Below are 21,247 nucleotides of genomic sequence, written 5' to 3' on the forward strand. Positions count from 1 at the left end.
CTAGCTAATTTTATTTGTTAATTCAACAAAACCTTCATTGTTTTCATTATAAACCCAGAAAATATTTTTAATTTCATTTGACAAATAGTGAATAAGTGGATCGCGCATTACTGGAAATGGAATCCTTTTAATTAATTCAATTGCATCTTCAATTGAAAAAAAGTCAACTTCTATAATGTCCCCGTCGGGATCTGTAATTGAAAGGTTTCCTTCATAATTATCACTTTCAAAAACCATAATTATACTTTGCCAATTTCTCTTGTAGTTTAAATGTTGAGCAATATAAGCAATTGACTTCCAGTTGTTGACATCTAAGCCTGTTTCCTCTTTTAATTCTCTAGTAACTGACTGCAATGCATTTTCATTTTCATTTGCTGTTCCACCAGGTATTGTCCAAAAATCCTTAGATCCAAATTCTGAATTGTGTTTTACTAATAGAATTTCATTATTTCTTCTTACTATTCCTGCTGTTATTATATAGTTTGTCATTTATTTTAAATTGAAACTTGATTAATTGAGCGATTTTTTCCAGTTATTTGATTTAAAGTTAATGGCTTAATTCAGAACATGAAGATAGTAAAAATAGAAATATCTAAACCCTTAATTCAGTTTATATATATGTAATTAACTCTCTTCCTATTTAAAACATAATTTAATATACAACATATAACCTAAAATTGCTAGTAAGTTAAGAAAAATTCTAAATTGAGACATAAATTATTAAAATTAAATTAATTCTTACTCATATTCCTATATTGTAAGTAGGTATTTAATTTATTACTTTATTCATTAAAATTCTTGGCCATTAATACAATTAGTATTATTATACATATATTCGATTCTAATTTCATTTCTAGAAAAAAAGACTTCTTTAATTTCTAATTTATTTTGATCAACACTCAATAATATATCAAAATTTACCTCATAATCAGATGCCAAGTAAAAATGATGAACTATTCCAGAAAATTGAGTTTCATATTTGTCGGATAGTTTTAATATTTTGAAAATATTATCCTTTGTTTTATTTCTTATCCGTTTAACTAATTCACTTTTACTATTTAATATTTCAAATATCTTAGTATGTTTTAAAATTCTGATATTTATTCCTAAAATATAACGATCTTCAAGGTCAGACTCAACTAATTCATTAAATTGAGCAAAAAGTTGCACACACATAAACCTAATATTTTGATCAAATGTTATGTCAAAATTTATTATTTCATTTAATGATTTATTGCCATTTATTACATCTGAATAATACTTATTTAGAATAGTAATCTGATCTTCAGTATGCATTAGATTTGCTAACTCCAAACCTATAGAATCTTTCATAGATTGAATTTCTAATTATTATAATGTACATTTAAATAAGGCGACATTTATTACTGATCGTATTTATTATAAAGCACTTTAGTGTTAACAAAGATATAAAAAATTTCTTTGAAAAAACTAATAGATGGTCAAGACTACAAATTAAGATTTATATTTGTCCACACCTTATGTATATAATTGGTTTACAATATTTATGTTATAAAATATTAAAGACTTTAAATATATTAATACTCATTCAACCAAAACCAAGTCAAAGCCAAAGACTGAGCATCAAATATCGGCATATTATGACTCTCACTTTCCCAGGTTTTCCGTTTTTTCGGCTCTCGTAATCCCAATTCCTTGAATTCAGTAAGTAAAACTTTTGCTATCTCATACTTGGTGACCGCTCCAAATTGCTCAAAAACCTCTCTGATTTGGTCCCTAGAATACATGACAACTTTTAGCTTCTCTTCATTTGCCAAAGCTATGATTTTATCCATTAGCCTATGCACCCTTCTTCCAGATCTTGAAGCAATACCATCGGGATCTTGAATAATCACAATTGAGGGTCTAAGATAATCAAAAGACCTTTTTATCCGTTCCAGTACTTTTCTATTACTTATTGGATTAATCCGAACAGCTCCATAATCTAAGAGTTTCCTTGGGTTCTCCAAATACACGAAACCAAAGCCATTAGCATTTGGGTACAATGCATATACTATATTTTTCCTTTGTGTTGATTGTGTCATTGATTTATATAATTAGTTAGTCTAATAATAATTTGTTCAAGAAAATTAATTCTAGGGTTATTCTTTAATGTGTTATTGCTTTTTTTTATCTCTAATATCAACATTTGTATCCTTTCAGTGAGATGTCCTTTAATCAATTCTGATTGTGGTTCATAGAATGATTCTATCGATAATTCAAATATGTGGTGGTAATTAAGTAGGAATTCTATGGTTGGTTGTCTTTGGCCTTTTTCATATCTAGAGATGTTTGAAACTTCTTTTAGGCCAATTAGAAAACTCATATCGCTCTGAGTTAATGGCGACTTTTTACGATACATCCTTAAATAATTTGATGGATGGGACATAAAATTAATAACTAGAAAATGATTAGCTTTCTAATGTTCTAACTTTAGTCTTTATTCAATTCACTTCGTAGAGGGCAGAAATTGCCAAATTGGCAAATTTTTTTCGCCAGCTTCGATTTTAGTATGGATTCCAAGTTGTTCAATTAGAACATTTCAGGAAACTTATTAGGTTGTATTATGCTGATATTATATCACTTTCATAACCAATAGGGATATGCATTTTGACGCAAATTTGAAAGGGATTGCTAAAAGCAATCCTATGGGATGAAAGGATTATTTAGTGTTGATTTTACTTATTATTTTGGAAATGGTGGTTTGTTAACCTGATTTTACATTTTTAAGTTATCCACAGGATTGGTATTTTTAAGCTTAATTTTAAATTTTTTGAACTAATAAAAAAGAAATTTGGTTGATTTGTTAATTTGAAATTATTAAATTAATTGCAAATTAAAGTTTGTTATTGTTCCTACAGATAAATCTAATTTTATGCATCTAAGAAAATGGATTTCAAATAATCCTTTAAGTATCCAAGATATTATTCAAATCATCCTCACAATTCTAACTCTTATAACTGTATTTTATACAATTAGAGCAGTAAAAGTATCAGAAAGGGCACTCGAACAACAAAAAACTGAGTCAGTACAAAATTATTTAAGGAGCAATACAAATGATAGCTTGGACTCAATTAAAAACAACATTATAATTGAATTGGCTAAAAGCCAAATTGAAGTACTTATGGAACAAGCAATAATTCAAAAAAATAATTCTAAATATATGTCAGAAGTAGAAAAACCAATTATTGGGATATCTAGAATTGGATTTATTTGTTTGTCCGAAAATTGTCAAAACATGTCGTTTAACTATCAAATAAAAAACGTTGGAGTAAGGCATTCAAAATTGATTGCTATTCACGAATATTTTTTGATAAAAATTTTGGTAGAATGAAGTATGCTAATATTTGGTCAGATAAAATTTTAATACAAGACAATACAATAGAAAGGAATCCGGCTATAAAAATTAATAACCAAATGAAGGAAAGATTTAATTGGGATGAGTTTATTACTATAGACACTTTCTATTGTGTTCTTCAATTTGAATTCAAACAAATTAAACCTTTGATAAAAACTACTATGTTTTCAAACACTTATGCGTATAGATATTATAATAGAATAGATGAGCATAGCTCATCAGAAGGAATTTTTAATTCCCAAATATTTAATCTTAAAGAGTGCAATTATTGGGATTCTGAAAGATTAAATATTGAAGTTGCAAAATATAAATCGGAAATAAAAAATTTAAAAATTAAAAAGAATTAAGTACTGTGTGATTGAATTGAAGGGGACTGTAAAATATTTTGTGTTTGAGCGAAGACCAAAGCAAGTTTTCCATATTTCAATGCCTAAAATTCCCTCCTCAACAAGGGAATTTTGGGTGTTGGAATGTGGGAAACTTAAACTCTGGGAACAGAATTTAATCAAAGAATAGGGATCATAATAAAAGAATTTAAAATCTTTGTATTATGAACGATAAAGCAAATCAATTATTAGAATCCTTATTAAAGGAAATTAAAAGTTCAGAAGAACTTAAAGTGGTTAATGATCAGCTCTTTAAAAGAGGAGTTCAAACCTTGTTGGCCGCAGAAATGGATGCACATTTGGGATATGAAAATGGGGACAAACCAATTGGTGAAAACATTCGAAATGGCTATTCAGAAAAGACCTTAAAAACTCAAAAAGGAGAAGTAACCATCAAAGTGCCACGAGATCGGCAAGGGACTTTTGAACCAGTAACTGTGCCAAAACATAAAACTATGGTTCAGGAAATTGAAGATCTTATTCTTTTATTATATGCAAAAGGAATGAGCAACTTTGATATTGTGGATTTTGTGGAAAAGACATACGGAGTAAATTATTCACCTTCGAAAGTTTCTCTGATTACCAATTCACTACTTGATGACATCCGAGATTGGCAACAAAGGCCACTGGAGGCACAATACGCAGTTATTTGGATAGATGCGATTCATTACAAAATTCGCCAAGACGGTAAGGTAATATGTAAGGCAGCAATGTTAGTATTAGGTATTGACTTGGAAGGGAAACAAGATATTTTAAGTATCCATATTGTTGAAAATGAAACGGCTGCTTCTTGGATGTATATTCTTAATGACTTAAAAATAAGAGGAATGGAAGATGTTTTGTTTTTGTGTTCAGACAATCTACCTGGACTTCAAAAAGCTGTTGAAGCATCCTTTCCAAAAACGATCCATCAAATTTGTATAGTGCACCAAATCAGAAACACTTTAAAGCATGTAAGTTATAAAGACCGTAAAGAAGTTCTGTTAAATGTTAAAGCAATATATCAAGCACACGATGAATCTTCAGCTCAACACGCTTTGGAAATGTTCAAAGCAAAATGGCAATCAAAATATCACCAAGCAATACAATCTTGGTATCAAAATTGGGATGCATTAACTTCATTTTTAGGATATCCTCAAGAAATCAGAAAATTAATTTATACGACCAATGTTATTGAAAGTTTTAATGCCTCATTACGCAAGTATACAAGAAATAAAAAAGTTTTTCCAAATGATGAATCCGCATTGAAATCCATTTATTTGGCTGCTCAACAAATTAGGCCGAGATGGAGTAAAACAAGATTTAACTGGTCGATTATTTATAATCAATTGTATATTTACTTTGAAAATCGAATTATTTAGAAATTATGGTGCCTATTCTTTCTTTTAAACACAAAATTTTCAATAGTCTCAATTGAAGGGCGCTTTTATTGGATTTTTTATTCTTTCTTATCTACCTTATGGGCCTCCTTTTTAATACCTTGAAATTCTTCAGCATCTATTTGCTTTTCAAGTAGATCAAAAATACTATTGTATTGTTCCATTAATGACTTAGTGAAAATATTATATACTTCATTGTCTTTAGTTATTTCACCTAAAAATGAAACATCACGATCTCTCCACTTTATACTCCCTGTATAAGTCAATGGAGCTTCAGGTAATGTAATATTCTTCTTCCATAGCTTTTCATTAAAATTACTTGAGCTTGCTGTAATAGTGAGTGTTGTTGTAAAAGATCCTTTGCCAAAATAAGTATACCAAACTGTTGACTGTGCCTTACTATCAACCATTAATTCTGCAAATGAAGGAGCTTTTTCATTTCTTTTAACCTTTCTCTCTAAATTTGAAAAATTTAAATCTATAACTACCTTAACAATCATGTCAGAATTCAATTTGTCGTTATATAGCATTTCTCCAATTTGATTATAAGGCCCTCTGATTTTAAACCCTTTAGAAGTAAGAAGTTCTTCAAAATCATTACCCATACTTTTTCTATAGGTATCAAATAAGCTACCATCCATGTTTGAATTACCATATTCAGGATTTAATAAAGCAATCGTTACCTCTGCTGATCCAGTTCCGGCAATAGTATTTGTACTGTAATCAAATTTAACTGGATTTTTATTTACTTGAATAAAAGCAGGTGCTTTTTTTGGAGAACACCCATTGAAGATTATTATTAAAAGGAAGAGCCCAATCTTTAAACAAGTATTTAATCTCTTCAAGCAAAGCCATTTTTTCATAATTTTAAAATTTATGTGGAATTATAGATTTGTCTTAAATTGCAAAAACACAAAGGTAGAAGCAGGATACATAATCTTCTAAAACTCAGAGTTTTAAAATAATACTTTGAAGAATTAAATTATTACTGTAAATTTGTATTAAACTTGATTTATGAGCTTAGGGACTAAAATTCGAAAAATCAGAGAACTCAAAGGATATTCGCAAGAAAACATGGCGCATGCCTTAGAAATGAGTCAAGCTGGATATGGTAAAATTGAAAGAGATGAGGTCAATATTACTTATGATAAGCTCATGAAAATTGCTGAGGTTTTAGAAACTCAAATTGAGAATATCATAAATTTTGATGAAAAAACAGTAATTACAAATTTTAACCCAAAAATTCATCAACAAATTGGGTCGTATTATTATTCTTCTGAAATGAAAGAACTTTATCAAGCACAGATTAAATTGCTTGAGGAAAAGGTTAAATTTTTAGAAGATAAAATCAAACAATTGACACTTAACTAATATAATTATCGAATTCTAAATAAACTTGAACTAAAGAAAAAAAATATATGTTGAGAAAAATCGATGGAGACTCTTAACTCTATTTGGTCTACTGATTTTACCATCAACCTACTTGCTGGTTTTACTGAATTATTATTAATTTTTATTATTAAGCTAATTCGAGAGATTCTAATAAAAAAATTAACACTTTATAACAGAAAGAGATATTTATATGATAAAAGGTATATAGTACTTGTTCAGTGTATCTTAGCTATTTTCACCGCAATGTTATTTCTCTATTTTAATTATGATTCATTAACAAAAAGGGGTGTGTTTATTTTAATGGCTCTTTTGTGTACAATTCTATGTATCCTAATTCTTAAAGAAACTTTTAAATTTTGGAATTTAGGATTAAGTCATATTGCTTCTCAAATTGCTATTGATACATATTCAATTGTGTTTAAATCAACTAATAGATCTTTTTATCTTGTCGGAACAAATGCTTATAGTTTTTCCAACTTATTAGAATTTGAACATATGTTAAAAAGAATAAGAGAATCAAGTGGAGATGTAAAATTACTATTAGCTGACCCAAATTCAGTCGGACTTGTAGAAGCAGCTAGTAACAGAGGGGTTAGAGAAAACTTATATGGAAATCAGGCAAGATTGTCGTTAGGACAAATTATTTTTCTAAAACGAAAACTTGGAATAAATATTGAAGTAAGAATGTACAATGCAAGAACCATTGATGAACTACCAATTTTTAGAGCAATGTTCTTAGATGAACAGTATTGTGTTGCATCAATATCTGTTTATGGGAGAGCCGATAATGGTAAGTATTTTCCTCAAATCTTTGCTAAAAACAATTCTATGCAAAATAAAATATCAAAAACAATGTATAATATAGTCTATAGATACTTTAGAAGTTTATGGAATAATTCATTACAAATATCAACAGTAACTGAAAATGAATTATTTGAATACTGGACAAAACATGCTTTAATTATAAATAAAGAAAATGAATGATTATTTTAAAATAATTGGACCTGAATGGCCAGAATTATCCAATGTCAATGCTTTTACAATTTTATCCAATTCTAAACTTGGTGAACCAGTTTTTTTAATGGGGAATCTGAAATAGCAAATGAGAATAGGAATAAATTGGAAATGTATATTAAACCTAAAATTCCAATTCATTGGATTAAACAAATACATAGCAATAAAATAATAGAATTACCTGCATCAAATGATATAGAAGCAGATGGATCATTTACAAATGTGCCAGGAATAGTTTGTGCAGTAAAGACTGCAGATTGCCTACCTATTGTTTTTACAAATTCAAAATGTACCAAAGTTGGCATCGTGCATGCTGGTTGGAGAGGACTATACAATGAAATAATTGGAAATATGATCGCTAAATTGAATGAACCAATTAAAGATTTATTAGTTTGGATTGGCCCTGGAATATCTTCGGAGAGTTATGAAGTTGGTTCTGAAATTTATGATAAATTTACAAATTTGGATATAAATTTTGGAAGTGCTTTTACTAAAAAGATAAACGGCAAGTACCAAGCAGATTTATATATGATAGCAAAAATTCAATTAATTAATCTTGGAGTTAAAACATCACAAATTTCTGGTGCTAAGTGGGATACATTTTCTAATTTGGATTTGCATTCAAGTAGAAGAGATGGAGAAAGATCTGGAAGAATGGCAACAGTTGTTTGGATTAATGAATAAAATGGTCTTTAACTGATTATTAATGCAATTAATCATTTAAAAAAAACCATGTCAAAGCTAGCGACAATGAATCAAAAATCGCCATATTCCTATCCTCACTCATCCATAGTTTTCTTTCAGCTGGTTTATAGACTTTAAGTTCTTCAAATTCTGTCAGCAAGTGCTTGGCAATTTCATATTTTGTAACATGTTTAGGCCTAAAGACATCACGTATTTGGTCTCTGGAATATTGAATGACTGGAAGTTTTTCTGATTCCGCAAAAGCCATAATTTCATTAATGAGTTTCTTTGTCCTTTTACCAGTTCTGGACACTTTGCTTTCCGGATTAAGTAAAACAATATGTGTCGGCGGGAAGTCCTCAAACATTTTTTTGATTCTTTCCAAAATCCGTTTATTGCTAATTGGATTAAATCTAACTGAGCCAAACCCGACTAGCTTTCTGACATTTTCCATATACACAAAGCCAAAACCGTTTGTGTTTGGATACATTGCGAATATGGTGTTTATTTTCTCTATTGTTGTTTGCATATGATTTTATGTAGTTAATCTATTAAATGTTTGTTCGAGGAAATTAATTTTAAAGGTATTCTTTAATGTTATTTGTTCTTCTTTTCTTAGTTCGTTGATTAAATCTCTTATCCGTTCGACAATCTTCTGTTTTACTATCCTAGATTCCGGTTTTAATAATTCTTCAATTGGAGCATCAAAAATATAGTGATAGACAAGCAGTGTTTCATTGTTTGGTTCTCTTTGGCCTTTTTCATATCTGGATATGTTTGTAGTATCTGGTTTGTCAGATAAAAAAGACATTTCCTCTTGCATTAAAGGAGTTCGCTTGCGATATGCTTTTAAATAGTTTGGTATTGTAGACATAAATAAAAATTGGGCATCAGAAATAATTTTTCTGATGCCCTAAGTGTATTCTTATAATATGACCTATTGTAGAAGGTAAAATTTGCCAAATTGGCAAATTTTTTTCGCGCACGTTCCACGTTTTGTGGATAATCTGTTGAATTGTAAGTAAACGATTATGGTGAAGTCATAATGTTTTAAATTAAATTGATAAAATAGGCACCTTCGCACCTGTAGGTACCCATAATCTACGGTAATTAAAAGGAACCGCAGACTGCAAACCAACGGTGCAAAGGCACCGTCAATGTATATATTTGTTGTAATTAAAATAAATTTAGTTTTTGCCTAAAATGAAGTTAGAGTGTCTGCAAGTCAGTAATTGATTCATTTCCGACTGCCTTCCTATATTTAATTATATCATAATAGAATAATGTGAACAACATTAGTGTTGCTACATTTAATGTCTTTTAAAGGGTTAAGATTTAAGTTTTAATCAAGATCATGTACAAGCGTAATTGACAAGTTGGTAAAATTTGTTCAGAATATAGTAAAAAAATCATTACGATAAATCATTTAATGGATGCTTCACCATTTGACCCCTTAAATGTTCTGCACTGGCTGAAAGGTAAATGGTAGTAGTTTTTATATCACTATGTCCCATCATTTTAGATAAAGAATAAATATCACATCCACCTTCAAGCATGAGAGTGGCAAAGGTGTGTCTCAACTTATGAACACTAAAAGTTACCCCTGAAGATTTGCGAACCTGATCGACTAACTTCTTTAATCCATTTTCAGTAAAGCCAATATTACCCCGTAGAGAAGAAAAATATTCAGGGTTTGTTTTATTTAGTCTTTTTCTTTCTTCTTGATATCTTTTTAAGCTCTGCGCCAGAGTATAACTAATTGGAACTATTCTATCCTTATTGCCTTTACCTTGCTTAACAAAAATAGTTAAGTTCTCTGTATCTATGTCGGTGAACTTTAGATTAAGTAATTCTTGCTTGCGTAAGCCAGTAAATATGAAAGTTGAGAATATAGCATGATTGCGATACCTCAGAAATTTGTATTCATACGGGTAATTATAGACCACCTCCAACAAGCGTAATGAGACTTGTTTATTTAGCTTTATTGGCAAGCGTTTTTCCATTTTAGGTTTTTCAATATCTAAAATTGGGTTATTCTGCATATACCCTTGTTTTATGCACCAACGAAAAAAGACCAATAACGTCTTATGATAGACGATAAATGTATTTACCGACCACTTTCGCTCGGTTCTACCATAGTAAAATAAAGCCCTTACATTATCATCACTGACTTGGCTTATATCTCTGATTTTTGCAAATTGTTGATAACTACGCACCACATTTCTATATCTTCTTATTGTATGTTTTGAATATCCACGAATAGACAAAGAATAATCACAAAACTTCTGCGACAAGATTTCTAAATCCATACATTTTTAATCGCAAGCAGATTATTCTTTTTGGAGAAGTTTTTGAGCCGAGAACCTGTTCACCACGGGACCTGGTCGTTCAAAATAGCCCAAATTGCCAAAAAACCTTTTAAAATCAATTATAGTGCACTCATTTGGATTTGAGCAAGAGACCATCTCCTTAAGAGGAACAAAGAAGATTGATTTTCCAAAATGACCCATATAAAATAAAGATAAAACTGGATTTTGTGATTTAAAACAGGTGATGTCCTTCGACCTGTTTACCACTAAAATAACTTCAATTAAAATACTCTGCAATTGATACATTAAATTAATAAATTGCTCGACTGCAAAGTTATTATAGCAGATTTAAATAAAATATCCAAAGGTTAATTTAGAAGCATTTATTTTAATGTCTTTTAAAAAATCAATACATATGATATAATCAGAATCGTGCACAAAAGAAAATGCCTTGTTGACAACTTATTATATTACTAAGCACGCGCCCATAGCTCAGCTGGTAGAGCACTCGACTCTTAATCGAATGGTCGGAGGTTCGATCCCTCCTGGGCGCACTAACAAAATTGACAAAGTAAGTTGTTATATCATTCTTCTGATCTCAATGTACCCAATTCTTCGTAAATGAATTTGGGATATTGGTTTAACAAAATATTATTATTTTTAAAAAACAGCTTAATATAATCATCAATTACAGATATTCTCCTTGAATGCTTTCTTAATAGATTTTCATCCCTGTCATTTGATAGCAAATACCTGTTAAACAAATCGATCAAATCATTTAATTTTAATTTCTTATTATGAAAGTAATCTTGATACATAATAAATGTATCAAGATTTATTAATGTTAAATCAGAAATGTTTGAAACATTAAGATTTAATAATGAGATCTTTTTCTTGAATTCTAAATTTAGCAGGTAATTAATACCATTTGTTTCCAATGCTAAATCGGTATATACTAAAATTGGATAAATTTTCAACTTCTTAATTTTTTTATTCAAAAATACGTATCTTCCATCAGAAATGTCTTCAATAATATTTACAAGTTGAGAGACACCTACCTTGTCTCCCTCATCATCTTCAACTAACTTTTTGTATAATTCAGACTCAATTATTGAGTAATCATATGAATGCAAGGAATCTGCCGTAATAATTTTGTCTTTAAATTCAAATACAAATACATAATTTCCATTGAACATGAGTAAATCTGGAAGTGACTTCAATCTTAAGTTCTTCAAATCTGGATCAAAGTATTTAATCCAATTAAACTTCTCAAAACAATAATTCTTCAAATTGCGAAATAGTTCAGCTTCTGAAAAATATTCTGAATACAAAGATTTTAATTTTGGAAAACTATCAATTTTTTGACCTAATATTGATAACTTAAACTCTTTCGCTGGTTTGATAATTGCAAATTGAATTCCATTGTATAACTTTTCAGTAAAGAAATTGTAATTTAAAATTAGAAATGCATCATTGTTTAGTTGATAAATTGGATACTCTCTAAATGTTTTAAAATCCTTTTTATCTTCTATAGTTTTGCCATTAATGACTAATGTAAGTAGCCATTCTTTTTGTGGATGGTCATCTCGTAAGATTATTTTGTGAGAAAAACTTTTTCCAGAAACATAGCCTGATATAAAAATATTTATAATATTTTTTAAGTATTGTTGCCAATTTTCAATATGGTAAAATTCAATAAATTTAAGATAAAGTTCTTTAAATAAATCATTATTGGATAAAAACTTAAATAATGAGATAGATTTATACATCTCTGTAATAATATTCACACTTTGATTTAAGGTGAGTTGAGCCAATTGACTTTGGACATAGAATTTTGCAAATTCATTAAGTTCTGTACCTTCTGGTGGTAAGTTTTTTAATTGATTAGTTGTGTGTTTTTGATTATAATATAAGCAAGCTTTAAATAAGTTTAGTTCTTCCATTCCAGTCAACTCTAATCGATCTCCAGGAATATTGAATTTTAAAGCAAATTGAACCAACTCTAAATTTGAAATATGATTTAATAAAATGATTTCATACTCATTGTTTTTAAATTCACTAAATAATTTATTAATTTTATTTATTAGTTGATCCTCAAAGCTACGGCTTAATTTGTTAAGGATCATCAACTGAAAACCAAAATCAGATTCCTTTGTAAAGAGATTAGCCTCATTAAATGTTGTAAATTCCAAAATAAATCGTGATGGAATTGTTTTAAGTAATTCATTGATATCTATTTGTTCATAGTTATCAAATATATCTGAGTATTCAATTATTTTATTAATTCTCATAATTACAAAGGATTAGAACATTATTAGTCATCATTTTTAAAAACACCATCTACTATTGATTTACCAGAATTATTATAAATCCAATTAGTTATAAACTTCATTCCAATGCAAGAATGCCTGGATTATTTAAACTGCTTTTCAAAATCTTAAATTTCCATTAAATAATAGTTTGAAAGCAAAATTAAACAAAACTTTTAAGTATAGTTATATATATTAAGGGTTGCAATAACATATTTTCTATAAAATATTATAAATAACCTAAATTGATATTTTACTTATATCTTCCTCCATATTTTCAGTTTGTAAAGAACGTGAGTATTTCATTGTCATGGTTATGGTTTGATGCCCCATCATTTTTTGTATTTTAAAAATATTTACATTTGATTCTGCAAGTTTACATGCGAAAGTATGCCGGAACTGGTGAAGATGAAAGCTTATACCAGATTTCTCAGCAATGCTTTTAACCCAATGTATTAATCCCTCTCTCGTTAAACCACCTTCCCCCCTATTAGAAACAATGAGCCATTCTGTTTTTAAGCTCTTTCTTTCTCGAAAATAATCTTTTAAATGTAGAAGCAGTGTCGGATGTATTTTTAATACTCTTGTTCTCTTTGATTTAGAAGTTTCACCTCTTACTATGATTTCTTTCTTTTCTATATCAATATCCTTTACTTGGAGTGAAATAAACTCTCCTTTTCTTATACCGCAAAATAAAAGAAGACTAACCATGACTGTGTCTCTTCGGAGAAGAAGAGTATTACTAGAACACCTAACAATTGCCGAATATATTTTATTGATTTCTTCATCCTCAAGTCTTCGGAAATCGTCATAAATCACTTGTGGAGCTTTAATATTCTTCAAAGGATTTTGCTCCAAATATCCATTCTTACATAGCCATCTAAAGAATACAATAAGTTTACTGTAGTGTGTTTTTATAGTTGAGTTTTTTACTCCAGTTTTAATCGTATTTTTACCCACTATTCTTGTACGAGTTTTAATACGCATAAAATACAAGTTCAACATTTCAGGGGAAAGTTCTTCAGTTGAAGAGACTTCAGGCATTACTTTTGAAAATAGCTTAAAAACAGCAATATATCCACGAATCGTTTCGGGGCGTAAACACATAGAAAATTTGCATTCATTAATATAGTCATAAAAAATCTTTTCAATTTGAGGTGTAATTAACTTCGTTCCCTTTTCTTTATCGAATTTAGTGATTGGTTTTAATACTTTGTTATCATTATCCATCCAATCATTTTAAGGTATCAATTTTAGAAATGTAGAAGGTATTATTTGTCATGGTGGCAAATAATACCTTCTTTGATAGCACTATTTTATTAATTATAATTTCTTGATGGATCAGAATTTAAACAAAGACATTACATACTTTGCAAAAGTTGGATGGAGAAATGATCAAAGACTTTTTGGTATTAAACAAGCAGATCGATTAATGCATACATACATGATTGGGAAAACTGGTACTGGTAAATCAACATGTTTAGAGACAATGATAATGCAGGATATTGAACATGGTCGTGGTTGTTGTTTACTAGATCCACATGGAGATTTAGTTGAAAAAATTGCAAGGAATATTCCTGAACATCGTAAGAAAGATTTAATATATTTCAATATTCCAGACCCTAATCTTAATTTGAGATATAATCCATTCAAGAAGGTATCCTATGAAAAGAGGTCATTAGTGGCTTCTGGAATCTTAGATGTCTTTTCAAAGTTATGGGATAGTGCGTGGGGAGTTAAACTTGAACATATTTTAAGGCATGCTTTCCTAACTTTACTTGATCAACCAGAGGCAACCATTGCAGATATTTCAGAATTATTGCTTGATAAAGAATTTAGGAGAAATGCACTTAGGCATGTTAAAAGTGAAAGTGTTAAAAAATTCTGGAAACGAGAATTTCCTGAATATCAAAAATATGATCTATTACCAGTTATGAACAAGATAGGTGGAATGTTAGTACATCCAGTAATCAAAAGAGTCTTGATTGAAAATACTGAAGAAGTATCCCTGCGTAAAGCTATGGATGAAAAGAAGATCATTCTAGTCAATTTATCAAAAGGACATGTAGGTGCAGACGTTGCACACATACTTGGTGCATTATTTATCACTTCAATTGCTTCGGCTGCTTTTAGTCGTGTTGATTCTGATGAAGTGAACAGAGTTCCCTTTATGGTTTATATGGATGAATTTCATAACTTTACTACATTGTCTTTGGTTAATATGTTTTCTGAACTTCGAAAGTTTAAAGTTGGGATGATACTAGCTCACCAATACATGCATCAACTTGATGAAGAGATTAGGCAAGCAGTACTAGGGAATATTGGGACAGTTATTTCTTTTAGAATTGGAACCGAAGATGCAAAGCATATGGCAGATGAAATGTTTCCTGAATTTGATGTTCAGGATTTTATTAATCTTCCGAATTACAAGATATATTTGAAGTTAATGATTGATGGACGCCCTAGTCGGCCATTTAGTGGATATACATTAACATATAAACTTGTCTTTTAGTATTCATCATAATTAGATATTTCAAATTATTTGGTATTTTTGGGAAAACAAACTGACATACATATTACGCTAATTATGAATGATATGATTAATCTTTTAAGAACAACTTCATCTGCAAATTACTCAAAAGAATTTGTCAGCAATGCTTTTAAAAGAATTGGTAAACTAGGAACAATTGTAAGTATCTATTGGCCTCAATTAAGAAACGAACAATTTCCTCATTTAATAGTCAGGGCTTCAGCATATAATTCAAATAAAGAAGTAATTACAAAAATAGAGGGATTAAAATATCCACCACTTGAATTTAATAAAAATTATCAAAGAGCAAGTACGCCCGATGATTCAATGTTTTATTGTACTCTAAATAAAGGTCTTGATTTTACAAATTTACAACCCCAATTGGAGACTTGTTTTCGCGAAACATTTTCTGACTATATTAAATTAATAGCTAAAAACAATTCTATTTGTTTTAGTCTTTGGAAAATTAAGCAACCGATTAGGTTATTAACTGTTTTTAAAGTTAATGATTTCAATAAAGACTTAGATGCTTATAAAGAAATCCGTGATGCGTATCAAAAAGGTAATTATAATACTGACGACACATTAAGATCTATTACAAATGAATTTAGCGATTTATTAGCGGATAAATTTAGTATTCCGGTGGACGAAAATACAATTGATTATAAATCTTCTGGCTTGATCAACCAACATATGATCAAAACGTATAATTACATGCATGAAGAAATTGATGGTATAGTTTTTAAAAGTACAAAATCACCATCAAGTGACTTCAATCTTACTATTTTGCCAGATTCTTGTATACAAAATTATAATGTTTAAAAGTAATTTATTGCAAACTATTACAAAATAGTACTGCAGCCGGAATTTCTCAATTCCAAATCGATAGCAAATCAGGCCAGTTGATAGAAAAACAAGATTTAAATTGGAAATTAAAAATATAATACTTCCTTTATCAATAATGCAAAACAATATTTATCTGGTTGAAATATTTTATTAATAAAATATTCTAATTTACAAACAATTTCAAGTTACATTCTTTCGGTTAAATAAATCTGTTCAAAAATCCTTTGTATCAATAATTTAGCTTGTAAATGTTAAAAGCATCTCGCCCAAATATTAATTCACCTTTTTGCTTCACTGAATCCATTAAAATTTTTTGATCTTGGTTAAAAGGTAAATGTCCATATTCGAGAACATAATTGATATTAATTCCATCAGACCCACTGCAAATTCCAAAATTTGAATTTTTCAACTCAGTTTTAAATTCAAATGGCAACCTAACACAAAGATTTTGTTCATTTTTTCGAACTACAGGAAAATAACCAGTACCCACTTCATAATTATCTAAGATTACTTGAGCATTATTAATACCTAAATAATTTGAAAAATGGCCATCTAACCAATTATCACTATGTCTAATTGTATAAATCACTGAATTTGCTGGAATGATTTTTTCTGCTTCAAGGAAAAAACTAATTTTATTATTCAAGTCCTTTTGAACAACAATTTTTGAATATAATGAAACTAGAAATGGTATATATATAATCACAAGACAGATTACAAAGAAATTTGTATCAGCCTTTGAATAGGATAACCAAATTATTATAAAAAACATTGCTATTAATTGGAGACGCAAGGTTACATACCCTCCTCCATTTGTTTCATCAGGAAGAATAAACATGCTTAAAATAAATATAACAATCAATAGTAACCATCTTCCTTGATCTATTTTATCTATAATTGAAATGGATTTAACATTTAATATCCATAAATAAGTGTGAATTATAAAAATAGTAAAGAAAGGTATAAATATTAATTTACTACAAATTCTTTCAATCGGTACATAAGCCAGTAAAACTCTAAAATCTATAATAAAACTAATAATAGTTTCAAAGTCTAAAAATGTATTTTGATTAATATAATTTTGACCTTTTGTGTAAAACATAAACAATATTAAACTGGGCATAAAAACTATAAATAGGACTAAATAGTTTTTCAAATTAGCCAACTTAAATGCGTCATTTTTTTTAATCAAATTAAATTGATTAGTAAATTCTAAAAAAGTTAATATTGCAAGAGTAATTAAAAATACTAATCCATGACTGAGAAAAAGTAAAAATATAATAAAAGAAAAAATTATAATTCGATAAATATTATATCTAAAATTATAACTAAGATACAGATAAATTGACAAAAACATAAGACTAACTCCTAGCATGAAATTATTCATCCCGATAGCTAATAAATAATTAAATAGTAAAATTGGGACTAAAATTATTGCCAACCGATTATTTCCTTTAGTAGACTTTATTATTCCCCAAATTGAAAAAAGAGTTATAAAAAAAATTGATGTTATTATTAATTTTTCGCTAATAGAAGGAATGAATATGATGTCTAATATTAAGTATAATAATGTTGTTAAATAATTTGGAGGTATAATAGGATTTATACTATATATCCCCGATAAAAAATCATTATTTGATAATAGCTTTGAAAATAAATTTGCATTGTATAAGTGGGCTGCTCCGTCGCAAGTTACGAAATAGGGATTACTAAAAATTAATATAAGGATCAAGAATACAAGTGCAATTGAAATGTATAAGTGCCTGTTAATACTTTGAATACTATTTAAAATCATTGATTGTCCTATTTACACATTAAATTTTATTAATATAAAAAATATTAATACTGTAAAGTTATGAATTATTTTTGACTAATTTATAAAATAATTTATGCCTATGTTTGTTAAGAAACACAATATTGATAAATTGAACTTTGAACTGATATTCAAATATTAATCTAAATATAATTTCTTGTATATTATTTCACCTGCAAGAACTATTTTTGCTATATATATGCCTTTTGGTTTATTTTCCATATTTATCTCAAAGTGATTTTTATTAACACTAAAATAATTAATTAATTTTCCATCAAGATTATAAATAGAAATTGAATTTATATTTCCAATTGATTCAAAATTAAACAATAATGTCGATGGATTTGGATATATTATTATATTATCAAAACCAATATCTTTCTTTAAATTCCGTGTATTTATATTATTAAATGGTGCGCCGCAATGATCTGAACTATGAAAAAACACTTCTTTGCAAGTCTCAACTGAATCATTACTACATGAGTTTTTTGCTAACAAACAGATGCTATATCTTCGACCTGTGTCCAAAGCATTTGCTCCAAATCTATCAACTAATATTCTTGAAACATTTAAATCCCCTGAGTTAATTAAATTTCTTTGTCCTTGAGGTGGACTTGAGCCTAAAATTATTCGTTGTGTTGTGCTACCAAGCGTAGGTGGTATCGCAGCTATTTTCAATATTGTTGTATCATTACATGAAATATAGTTTGGAGCCCACATTACAAGATCACCTAAACTTACATACATATTAAAAATTCCTGTATCAGAAAACGTTGAACAATATTGTTGATGCAACATAAAGTCAGAGTTTGGATTGCAAGCATTAACATGCATAATAACCGATTCAGATACACAATTATTACTTGGGTTACATATAATTAGTGATATTCTGTATGTGCTATCACATTTGAATTTTTTACCTGTCATGTTAGTAGTATAATCAAGAATTAATTCTTGAATTACATCTAGTTCAGATTGAAAATACTTATATTGAGTATCGTTAGAAACTAATGAATCTAAATATGCATAAACTGAAGGAAAAGTTCTACTTAAAAAATCACTATATCCATGTGCTCCAAGTTCTTCAATTTTTATCGTAAAGTTTTTTGAACAAAATCTAGAAGCTGAAGCATCAATATTAAGATTACTACCAAGATTATACTGTAAGGTATTTATAGTTCCCATACCTTGTGTTGGAGATGAAGTGACGTTATTAAGTGTAAACTTACTGTCTATAACACAAGTTTCAATGTAAATTAATTTAACATTACTATACCAACTACTGTCATGCCCTGTTGCAAGTTTAACTCTATAATATTTACCGCCTTCAAATGGTAAACCCATTGTAGAAGCAAAATTGTCCAAATCAAAAAATTCAATATTATCAACCTCATCTTGGGTGAGCCATCTATATACTTCGGATGCTTGATTAATATTTCCAACTGAGTCAGCTTCAGCAATCGAAACAAAATAATCAGATGAACATGTAACAGATAATGACCCATCTAAAATAATTCGTGATTTTCCATGATTATCGGATATTTCAATTGGATTTGTACACATAAATCCATTCGAGTTATCGTTACAATTACTTATCCCATTTAATTTGAATTCTATTTTGGGTTCACATGGTGTAATTTTTAAATATTGAGTTTCAAAAATATCAGGACCACAAAAATCGTTTGTTTCGGGATCATAACTCCCCAAAGTTAATTTGTAAATAACATTATCATCGCCTCCCTGAAGATCTATAAAATCATTTAAATTGAAGTTATACATTCTGTAATCAAAGGTAGTTGGAATTTGTCTATTACATAATGTTTCAGCCATGTTACTTGTATCTCCAGGTTTAATCCATGTTTTTCCAAAATAATACCATGACGAATCAATTAACATTTCAACATAGACATATAAAAAGTGGTTAGGTAAAAAACTTTTATTGTTATCAATAATTATCTTCTGGTTGGTAATTTGATTTGGAATCGTAACTGGGGCATTTATACTTAGTCCTTTTTTACCATTTATTAAATAATCAATAATGCCATGATGATAGGAATCATCTTCTCTTTGAAAAAGCCTAATATATTCTATATTCATAGATGCTGAATCAGCATTTGGTAAATAACTAGCCTTATTTCCAATTTTCTTTGAAGGCATATATCCAGCAATCACCCCCATTCTTTTATTTGGATTAGGAATACCACCAGGTCCTATATTAATAGTTGTCCTAACAGGTTTATTATTGATATACCACACCATTTTATTAGGCTCCCATTGGACTGCATATGTTACACTTGTACCACTAAAAGATTGCCCAGGAAGTGTATAATTCCATTTTTGAAAAATTGTATTTGCACCATTTTGGTTTGGTTTGTAATTACTTGTATGCACTACAACATCACCAATTCCCCATTCCATTATATCAATTTCATTATGAAATGTATTAGGTGTAGCATCATTAGGATCACCATGCCCAAATAACCAAAAATGAGCGTAATAACCAGTAATACTTGGTACTGTAATTTTAGCTTCTACATAACCGTATAAAATTGTGTTTTCATCATTACGGACAAGTTCAGATCCAATATTGCAATGTAATATTCCTCCTGAATAATGTGATGTTGCGCCATTTCCGTTTGTTCCATTATTATGCATGCAATTATAATCTACATTTGGATTATATTTACCAATTATATCAACTCCATCTTGATTTCCACAAACCCGATTTTCAGCTAATAAAACTGCTTCTTCGCCAATCAAATGACAGCCCCATCCATAATCTGACATAAATCCCTGAGCATCTAGCTCTGCATTAGTACAACCTGTAAAGTGTTCTCGAAGGAGTACCCAGTTATCTTTCTCAGATGAATTACTTGCTCCACCTGTTAGGTCAATATATTTTTTTTGACAAATTAAATTTGACGCAAGAAAAAATGCTAGAATAATAAACGAGGTTTTCATATAGAAATGTTTAAAATTTTGAGTAATTAAAACTTATGTTTTGTAAACCTAAGGTTTTTTTCTAAATATTACAATAAAATTAACATAAAATTAACATTTTATAAGTTTAAAATATAATTATTTATATAAATAAGCTATTTTTTTTATTTATATAAATAAAATATTATTTTTAATTACTAATGAAATATGAAAGTTTAATAATTTTCATTAATTCAAAATGTATAAATTAGAATTTTATATTGCCATTA

Annotated in this window: 20 protein-coding genes and 1 tRNA gene; 9 read left to right on the forward strand and 12 right to left on the reverse strand. The window is 28.8% G+C overall.

What is annotated here, in order from left to right; all coding sequences use genetic code 11:
* The 4 genes from IPK88_00435 to IPK88_00450 all read right to left on the reverse strand — a co-directional run bounded on the left by IPK88_00435 (window position 1) and on the right by IPK88_00450 (window position 2,380).
* Window positions 1-489, reverse strand: coding sequence for an NUDIX domain-containing protein (locus tag IPK88_00435; protein ID MBK8241864.1), 489 nt, complete (start codon window positions 487-489; stop codon window positions 1-3).
* Between the two features lie 300 nt (window positions 490-789).
* Window positions 790-1,332: a hypothetical protein gene (locus tag IPK88_00440; protein MBK8241865.1), complete on the reverse strand. Its 543-nt coding sequence runs from the start codon at window positions 1,330-1,332 to the stop codon at window positions 790-792.
* Between the two features lie 224 nt (window positions 1,333-1,556).
* Entirely contained in the window at window positions 1,557-2,063 is a 507-nt protein-coding gene (locus IPK88_00445; GenBank protein ID MBK8241866.1) for a hypothetical protein, read from the reverse strand.
* The gene (locus tag IPK88_00450; GenBank protein MBK8241867.1) at window positions 2,060-2,380 is read right to left on the reverse strand and encodes a helix-turn-helix transcriptional regulator; all 321 of its coding nucleotides are present in this window, start codon (window positions 2,378-2,380) and stop codon (window positions 2,060-2,062) included. The genes IPK88_00445 and IPK88_00450 overlap by 4 nt, the downstream gene beginning before the upstream one ends.
* A gap of 513 nt (window positions 2,381-2,893) precedes the next feature.
* Here IPK88_00450 and IPK88_00455 point away from each other — a divergent pair.
* The 3 genes from IPK88_00455 to IPK88_00465 all read left to right on the forward strand — a co-directional run bounded on the left by IPK88_00455 (window position 2,894) and on the right by IPK88_00465 (window position 5,123).
* Window positions 2,894-3,352 carry a hypothetical protein gene (locus IPK88_00455; GenBank protein MBK8241868.1) on the forward strand — a complete coding sequence of 153 codons (459 nt, stop codon included), beginning with the start codon at window positions 2,894-2,896 and terminating at the stop codon, window positions 3,350-3,352.
* Entirely contained in the window at window positions 3,349-3,723 is a 375-nt protein-coding gene (locus IPK88_00460; protein ID MBK8241869.1) for a hypothetical protein, read from the forward strand. Before IPK88_00455 ends, IPK88_00460 begins: the two co-directional genes overlap by 4 nt.
* Before the next feature lie 203 nt (window positions 3,724-3,926).
* Window positions 3,927-5,123 (forward strand): IS256 family transposase, encoded by a 1,197-nt coding sequence (locus tag IPK88_00465; GenBank protein MBK8241870.1) that lies wholly within the window; start codon window positions 3,927-3,929, stop codon window positions 5,121-5,123.
* A 77-nt stretch (window positions 5,124-5,200) separates the two neighbouring features.
* Here the strand turns inward: IPK88_00465 and IPK88_00470 are convergent, their stop codons facing one another.
* The gene (locus tag IPK88_00470; protein MBK8241871.1) at window positions 5,201-6,004 is read right to left on the reverse strand and encodes a hypothetical protein; all 804 of its coding nucleotides are present in this window, start codon (window positions 6,002-6,004) and stop codon (window positions 5,201-5,203) included.
* Between the two features lie 151 nt (window positions 6,005-6,155).
* Here IPK88_00470 and IPK88_00475 point away from each other — a divergent pair, with 151 nt between their 5' ends.
* From IPK88_00475 to pgeF, 3 genes are all read left to right on the forward strand, one after another.
* On the forward strand, window positions 6,156-6,512 hold the full coding sequence (locus IPK88_00475) for a helix-turn-helix transcriptional regulator (GenBank protein MBK8241872.1): 357 nt from the start codon (window positions 6,156-6,158) through the stop codon (window positions 6,510-6,512).
* A 63-nt stretch (window positions 6,513-6,575) separates the two neighbouring features.
* The gene (locus IPK88_00480) at window positions 6,576-7,517 is read left to right on the forward strand and encodes a hypothetical protein (protein MBK8241873.1); all 942 of its coding nucleotides are present in this window, start codon (window positions 6,576-6,578) and stop codon (window positions 7,515-7,517) included.
* A 141-nt stretch (window positions 7,518-7,658) separates the two neighbouring features.
* Complete coding sequence (pgeF, locus tag IPK88_00485) at window positions 7,659-8,231, forward strand: peptidoglycan editing factor PgeF (GenBank protein MBK8241874.1); 573 nt, start codon at window positions 7,659-7,661, stop codon at window positions 8,229-8,231.
* Between the two features lie 28 nt (window positions 8,232-8,259).
* On the opposite strand, the gene IPK88_00490 is transcribed toward pgeF, so the two are convergent.
* The 3 genes from IPK88_00490 to IPK88_00500 form a co-directional block, all read right to left on the reverse strand.
* Complete coding sequence (locus tag IPK88_00490; protein ID MBK8241875.1) at window positions 8,260-8,760, reverse strand: hypothetical protein; 501 nt, start codon at window positions 8,758-8,760, stop codon at window positions 8,260-8,262.
* A 6-nt stretch (window positions 8,761-8,766) separates the two neighbouring features.
* On the reverse strand, window positions 8,767-9,105 hold the full coding sequence (locus IPK88_00495; protein MBK8241876.1) for a helix-turn-helix transcriptional regulator: 339 nt from the start codon (window positions 9,103-9,105) through the stop codon (window positions 8,767-8,769).
* 538 nt (window positions 9,106-9,643) lie between these two features.
* The gene (locus IPK88_00500) at window positions 9,644-10,540 is read right to left on the reverse strand and encodes a tyrosine-type recombinase/integrase (protein MBK8241877.1); all 897 of its coding nucleotides are present in this window, start codon (window positions 10,538-10,540) and stop codon (window positions 9,644-9,646) included.
* A 481-nt stretch (window positions 10,541-11,021) separates the two neighbouring features.
* Between IPK88_00500 and IPK88_00505 the strand changes: the two genes are divergently transcribed.
* Window positions 11,022-11,094 (forward strand) — tRNA-Lys (locus tag IPK88_00505).
* A gap of 30 nt (window positions 11,095-11,124) precedes the next feature.
* Here the strand turns inward: IPK88_00505 and IPK88_00510 are convergent.
* Both IPK88_00510 and IPK88_00515 read right to left on the reverse strand, forming a co-directional pair.
* Window positions 11,125-12,831, reverse strand: coding sequence for a hypothetical protein (locus IPK88_00510; GenBank protein MBK8241878.1), 1,707 nt, complete (start codon window positions 12,829-12,831; stop codon window positions 11,125-11,127).
* A gap of 258 nt (window positions 12,832-13,089) precedes the next feature.
* Complete coding sequence (locus IPK88_00515) at window positions 13,090-14,079, reverse strand: site-specific integrase (GenBank protein MBK8241879.1); 990 nt, start codon at window positions 14,077-14,079, stop codon at window positions 13,090-13,092.
* A gap of 106 nt (window positions 14,080-14,185) precedes the next feature.
* Here IPK88_00515 and IPK88_00520 point away from each other — a divergent pair, with 106 nt between their 5' ends.
* A complete protein-coding gene (locus IPK88_00520) occupies window positions 14,186-15,361 on the forward strand; it encodes a type IV secretion system DNA-binding domain-containing protein (protein ID MBK8241880.1) in 1,176 nt (391 codons plus the stop codon).
* A gap of 84 nt (window positions 15,362-15,445) precedes the next feature.
* Window positions 15,446-16,201, forward strand: coding sequence for a hypothetical protein (locus tag IPK88_00525; GenBank protein MBK8241881.1), 756 nt, complete (start codon window positions 15,446-15,448; stop codon window positions 16,199-16,201).
* 253 nt (window positions 16,202-16,454) lie between these two features.
* On the opposite strand, the gene IPK88_00530 is transcribed toward IPK88_00525, so the two are convergent.
* Complete coding sequence (locus tag IPK88_00530) at window positions 16,455-17,327, reverse strand: hypothetical protein (GenBank protein ID MBK8241882.1); 873 nt, start codon at window positions 17,325-17,327, stop codon at window positions 16,455-16,457.
* Between the two features lie 849 nt (window positions 17,328-18,176).
* A complete protein-coding gene (locus IPK88_00535; protein ID MBK8241883.1) occupies window positions 18,177-20,999 on the reverse strand; it encodes a family 16 glycosylhydrolase in 2,823 nt (940 codons plus the stop codon).
* Window positions 21,000-21,247 lie beyond the last annotated feature (248 nt).

It is taken from the genome of Candidatus Defluviibacterium haderslevense (genome assembly GCA_016712225.1).
GTDB lineage: Bacteria > Bacteroidota > Bacteroidia > Chitinophagales > Saprospiraceae > Vicinibacter > Vicinibacter haderslevensis.

Excerpts from the sequence above, each read along its gene's own strand:
- IPK88_00450 (MBK8241867.1), bottom strand. The coding sequence starts at position 2,380 with ATGTATCGTAAAAAGTCGCCATTAACTCAGAGCGATATGAGTTTTCTA.
- IPK88_00530 (MBK8241882.1), bottom strand. The coding sequence starts at position 17,327 with ATGTTTTACACAAAAGGTCAAAATTATATTAATCAAAATACATTTTTA.
- IPK88_00455 (MBK8241868.1), top strand. The coding sequence starts at position 2,894 with ATGCATCTAAGAAAATGGATTTCAAATAATCCTTTAAGTATCCAAGAT.
- IPK88_00500 (MBK8241877.1), bottom strand. The coding sequence starts at position 10,540 with ATGGATTTAGAAATCTTGTCGCAGAAGTTTTGTGATTATTCTTTGTCT.
- IPK88_00480 (MBK8241873.1), top strand. The coding sequence starts at position 6,576 with ATGGAGACTCTTAACTCTATTTGGTCTACTGATTTTACCATCAACCTA.
- IPK88_00535 (MBK8241883.1), bottom strand. The coding sequence starts at position 20,999 with ATGAAAACCTCGTTTATTATTCTAGCATTTTTTCTTGCGTCAAATTTA.
- IPK88_00475 (MBK8241872.1), top strand. The coding sequence starts at position 6,156 with ATGAGCTTAGGGACTAAAATTCGAAAAATCAGAGAACTCAAAGGATAT.
- IPK88_00525 (MBK8241881.1), top strand. The coding sequence starts at position 15,446 with ATGATTAATCTTTTAAGAACAACTTCATCTGCAAATTACTCAAAAGAA.
- IPK88_00470 (MBK8241871.1), bottom strand. The coding sequence starts at position 6,004 with ATGAAAAAATGGCTTTGCTTGAAGAGATTAAATACTTGTTTAAAGATT.
- pgeF (MBK8241874.1), top strand. The coding sequence starts at position 7,659 with ATGTATATTAAACCTAAAATTCCAATTCATTGGATTAAACAAATACAT.
- IPK88_00465 (MBK8241870.1), top strand. The coding sequence starts at position 3,927 with ATGAACGATAAAGCAAATCAATTATTAGAATCCTTATTAAAGGAAATT.
- IPK88_00495 (MBK8241876.1), bottom strand. The coding sequence starts at position 9,105 with ATGTCTACAATACCAAACTATTTAAAAGCATATCGCAAGCGAACTCCT.
- IPK88_00510 (MBK8241878.1), bottom strand. The coding sequence starts at position 12,831 with ATGAGAATTAATAAAATAATTGAATACTCAGATATATTTGATAACTAT.
- IPK88_00435 (MBK8241864.1), bottom strand. The coding sequence starts at position 489 with ATGACAAACTATATAATAACAGCAGGAATAGTAAGAAGAAATAATGAA.
- IPK88_00440 (MBK8241865.1), bottom strand. The coding sequence starts at position 1,332 with ATGAAAGATTCTATAGGTTTGGAGTTAGCAAATCTAATGCATACTGAA.
- IPK88_00460 (MBK8241869.1), top strand. The coding sequence starts at position 3,349 with ATGAAGTATGCTAATATTTGGTCAGATAAAATTTTAATACAAGACAAT.
- IPK88_00520 (MBK8241880.1), top strand. The coding sequence starts at position 14,186 with ATGGATCAGAATTTAAACAAAGACATTACATACTTTGCAAAAGTTGGA.
- IPK88_00490 (MBK8241875.1), bottom strand. The coding sequence starts at position 8,760 with ATGCAAACAACAATAGAGAAAATAAACACCATATTCGCAATGTATCCA.
- IPK88_00515 (MBK8241879.1), bottom strand. The coding sequence starts at position 14,079 with ATGGATAATGATAACAAAGTATTAAAACCAATCACTAAATTCGATAAA.
- IPK88_00445 (MBK8241866.1), bottom strand. The coding sequence starts at position 2,063 with ATGACACAATCAACACAAAGGAAAAATATAGTATATGCATTGTACCCA.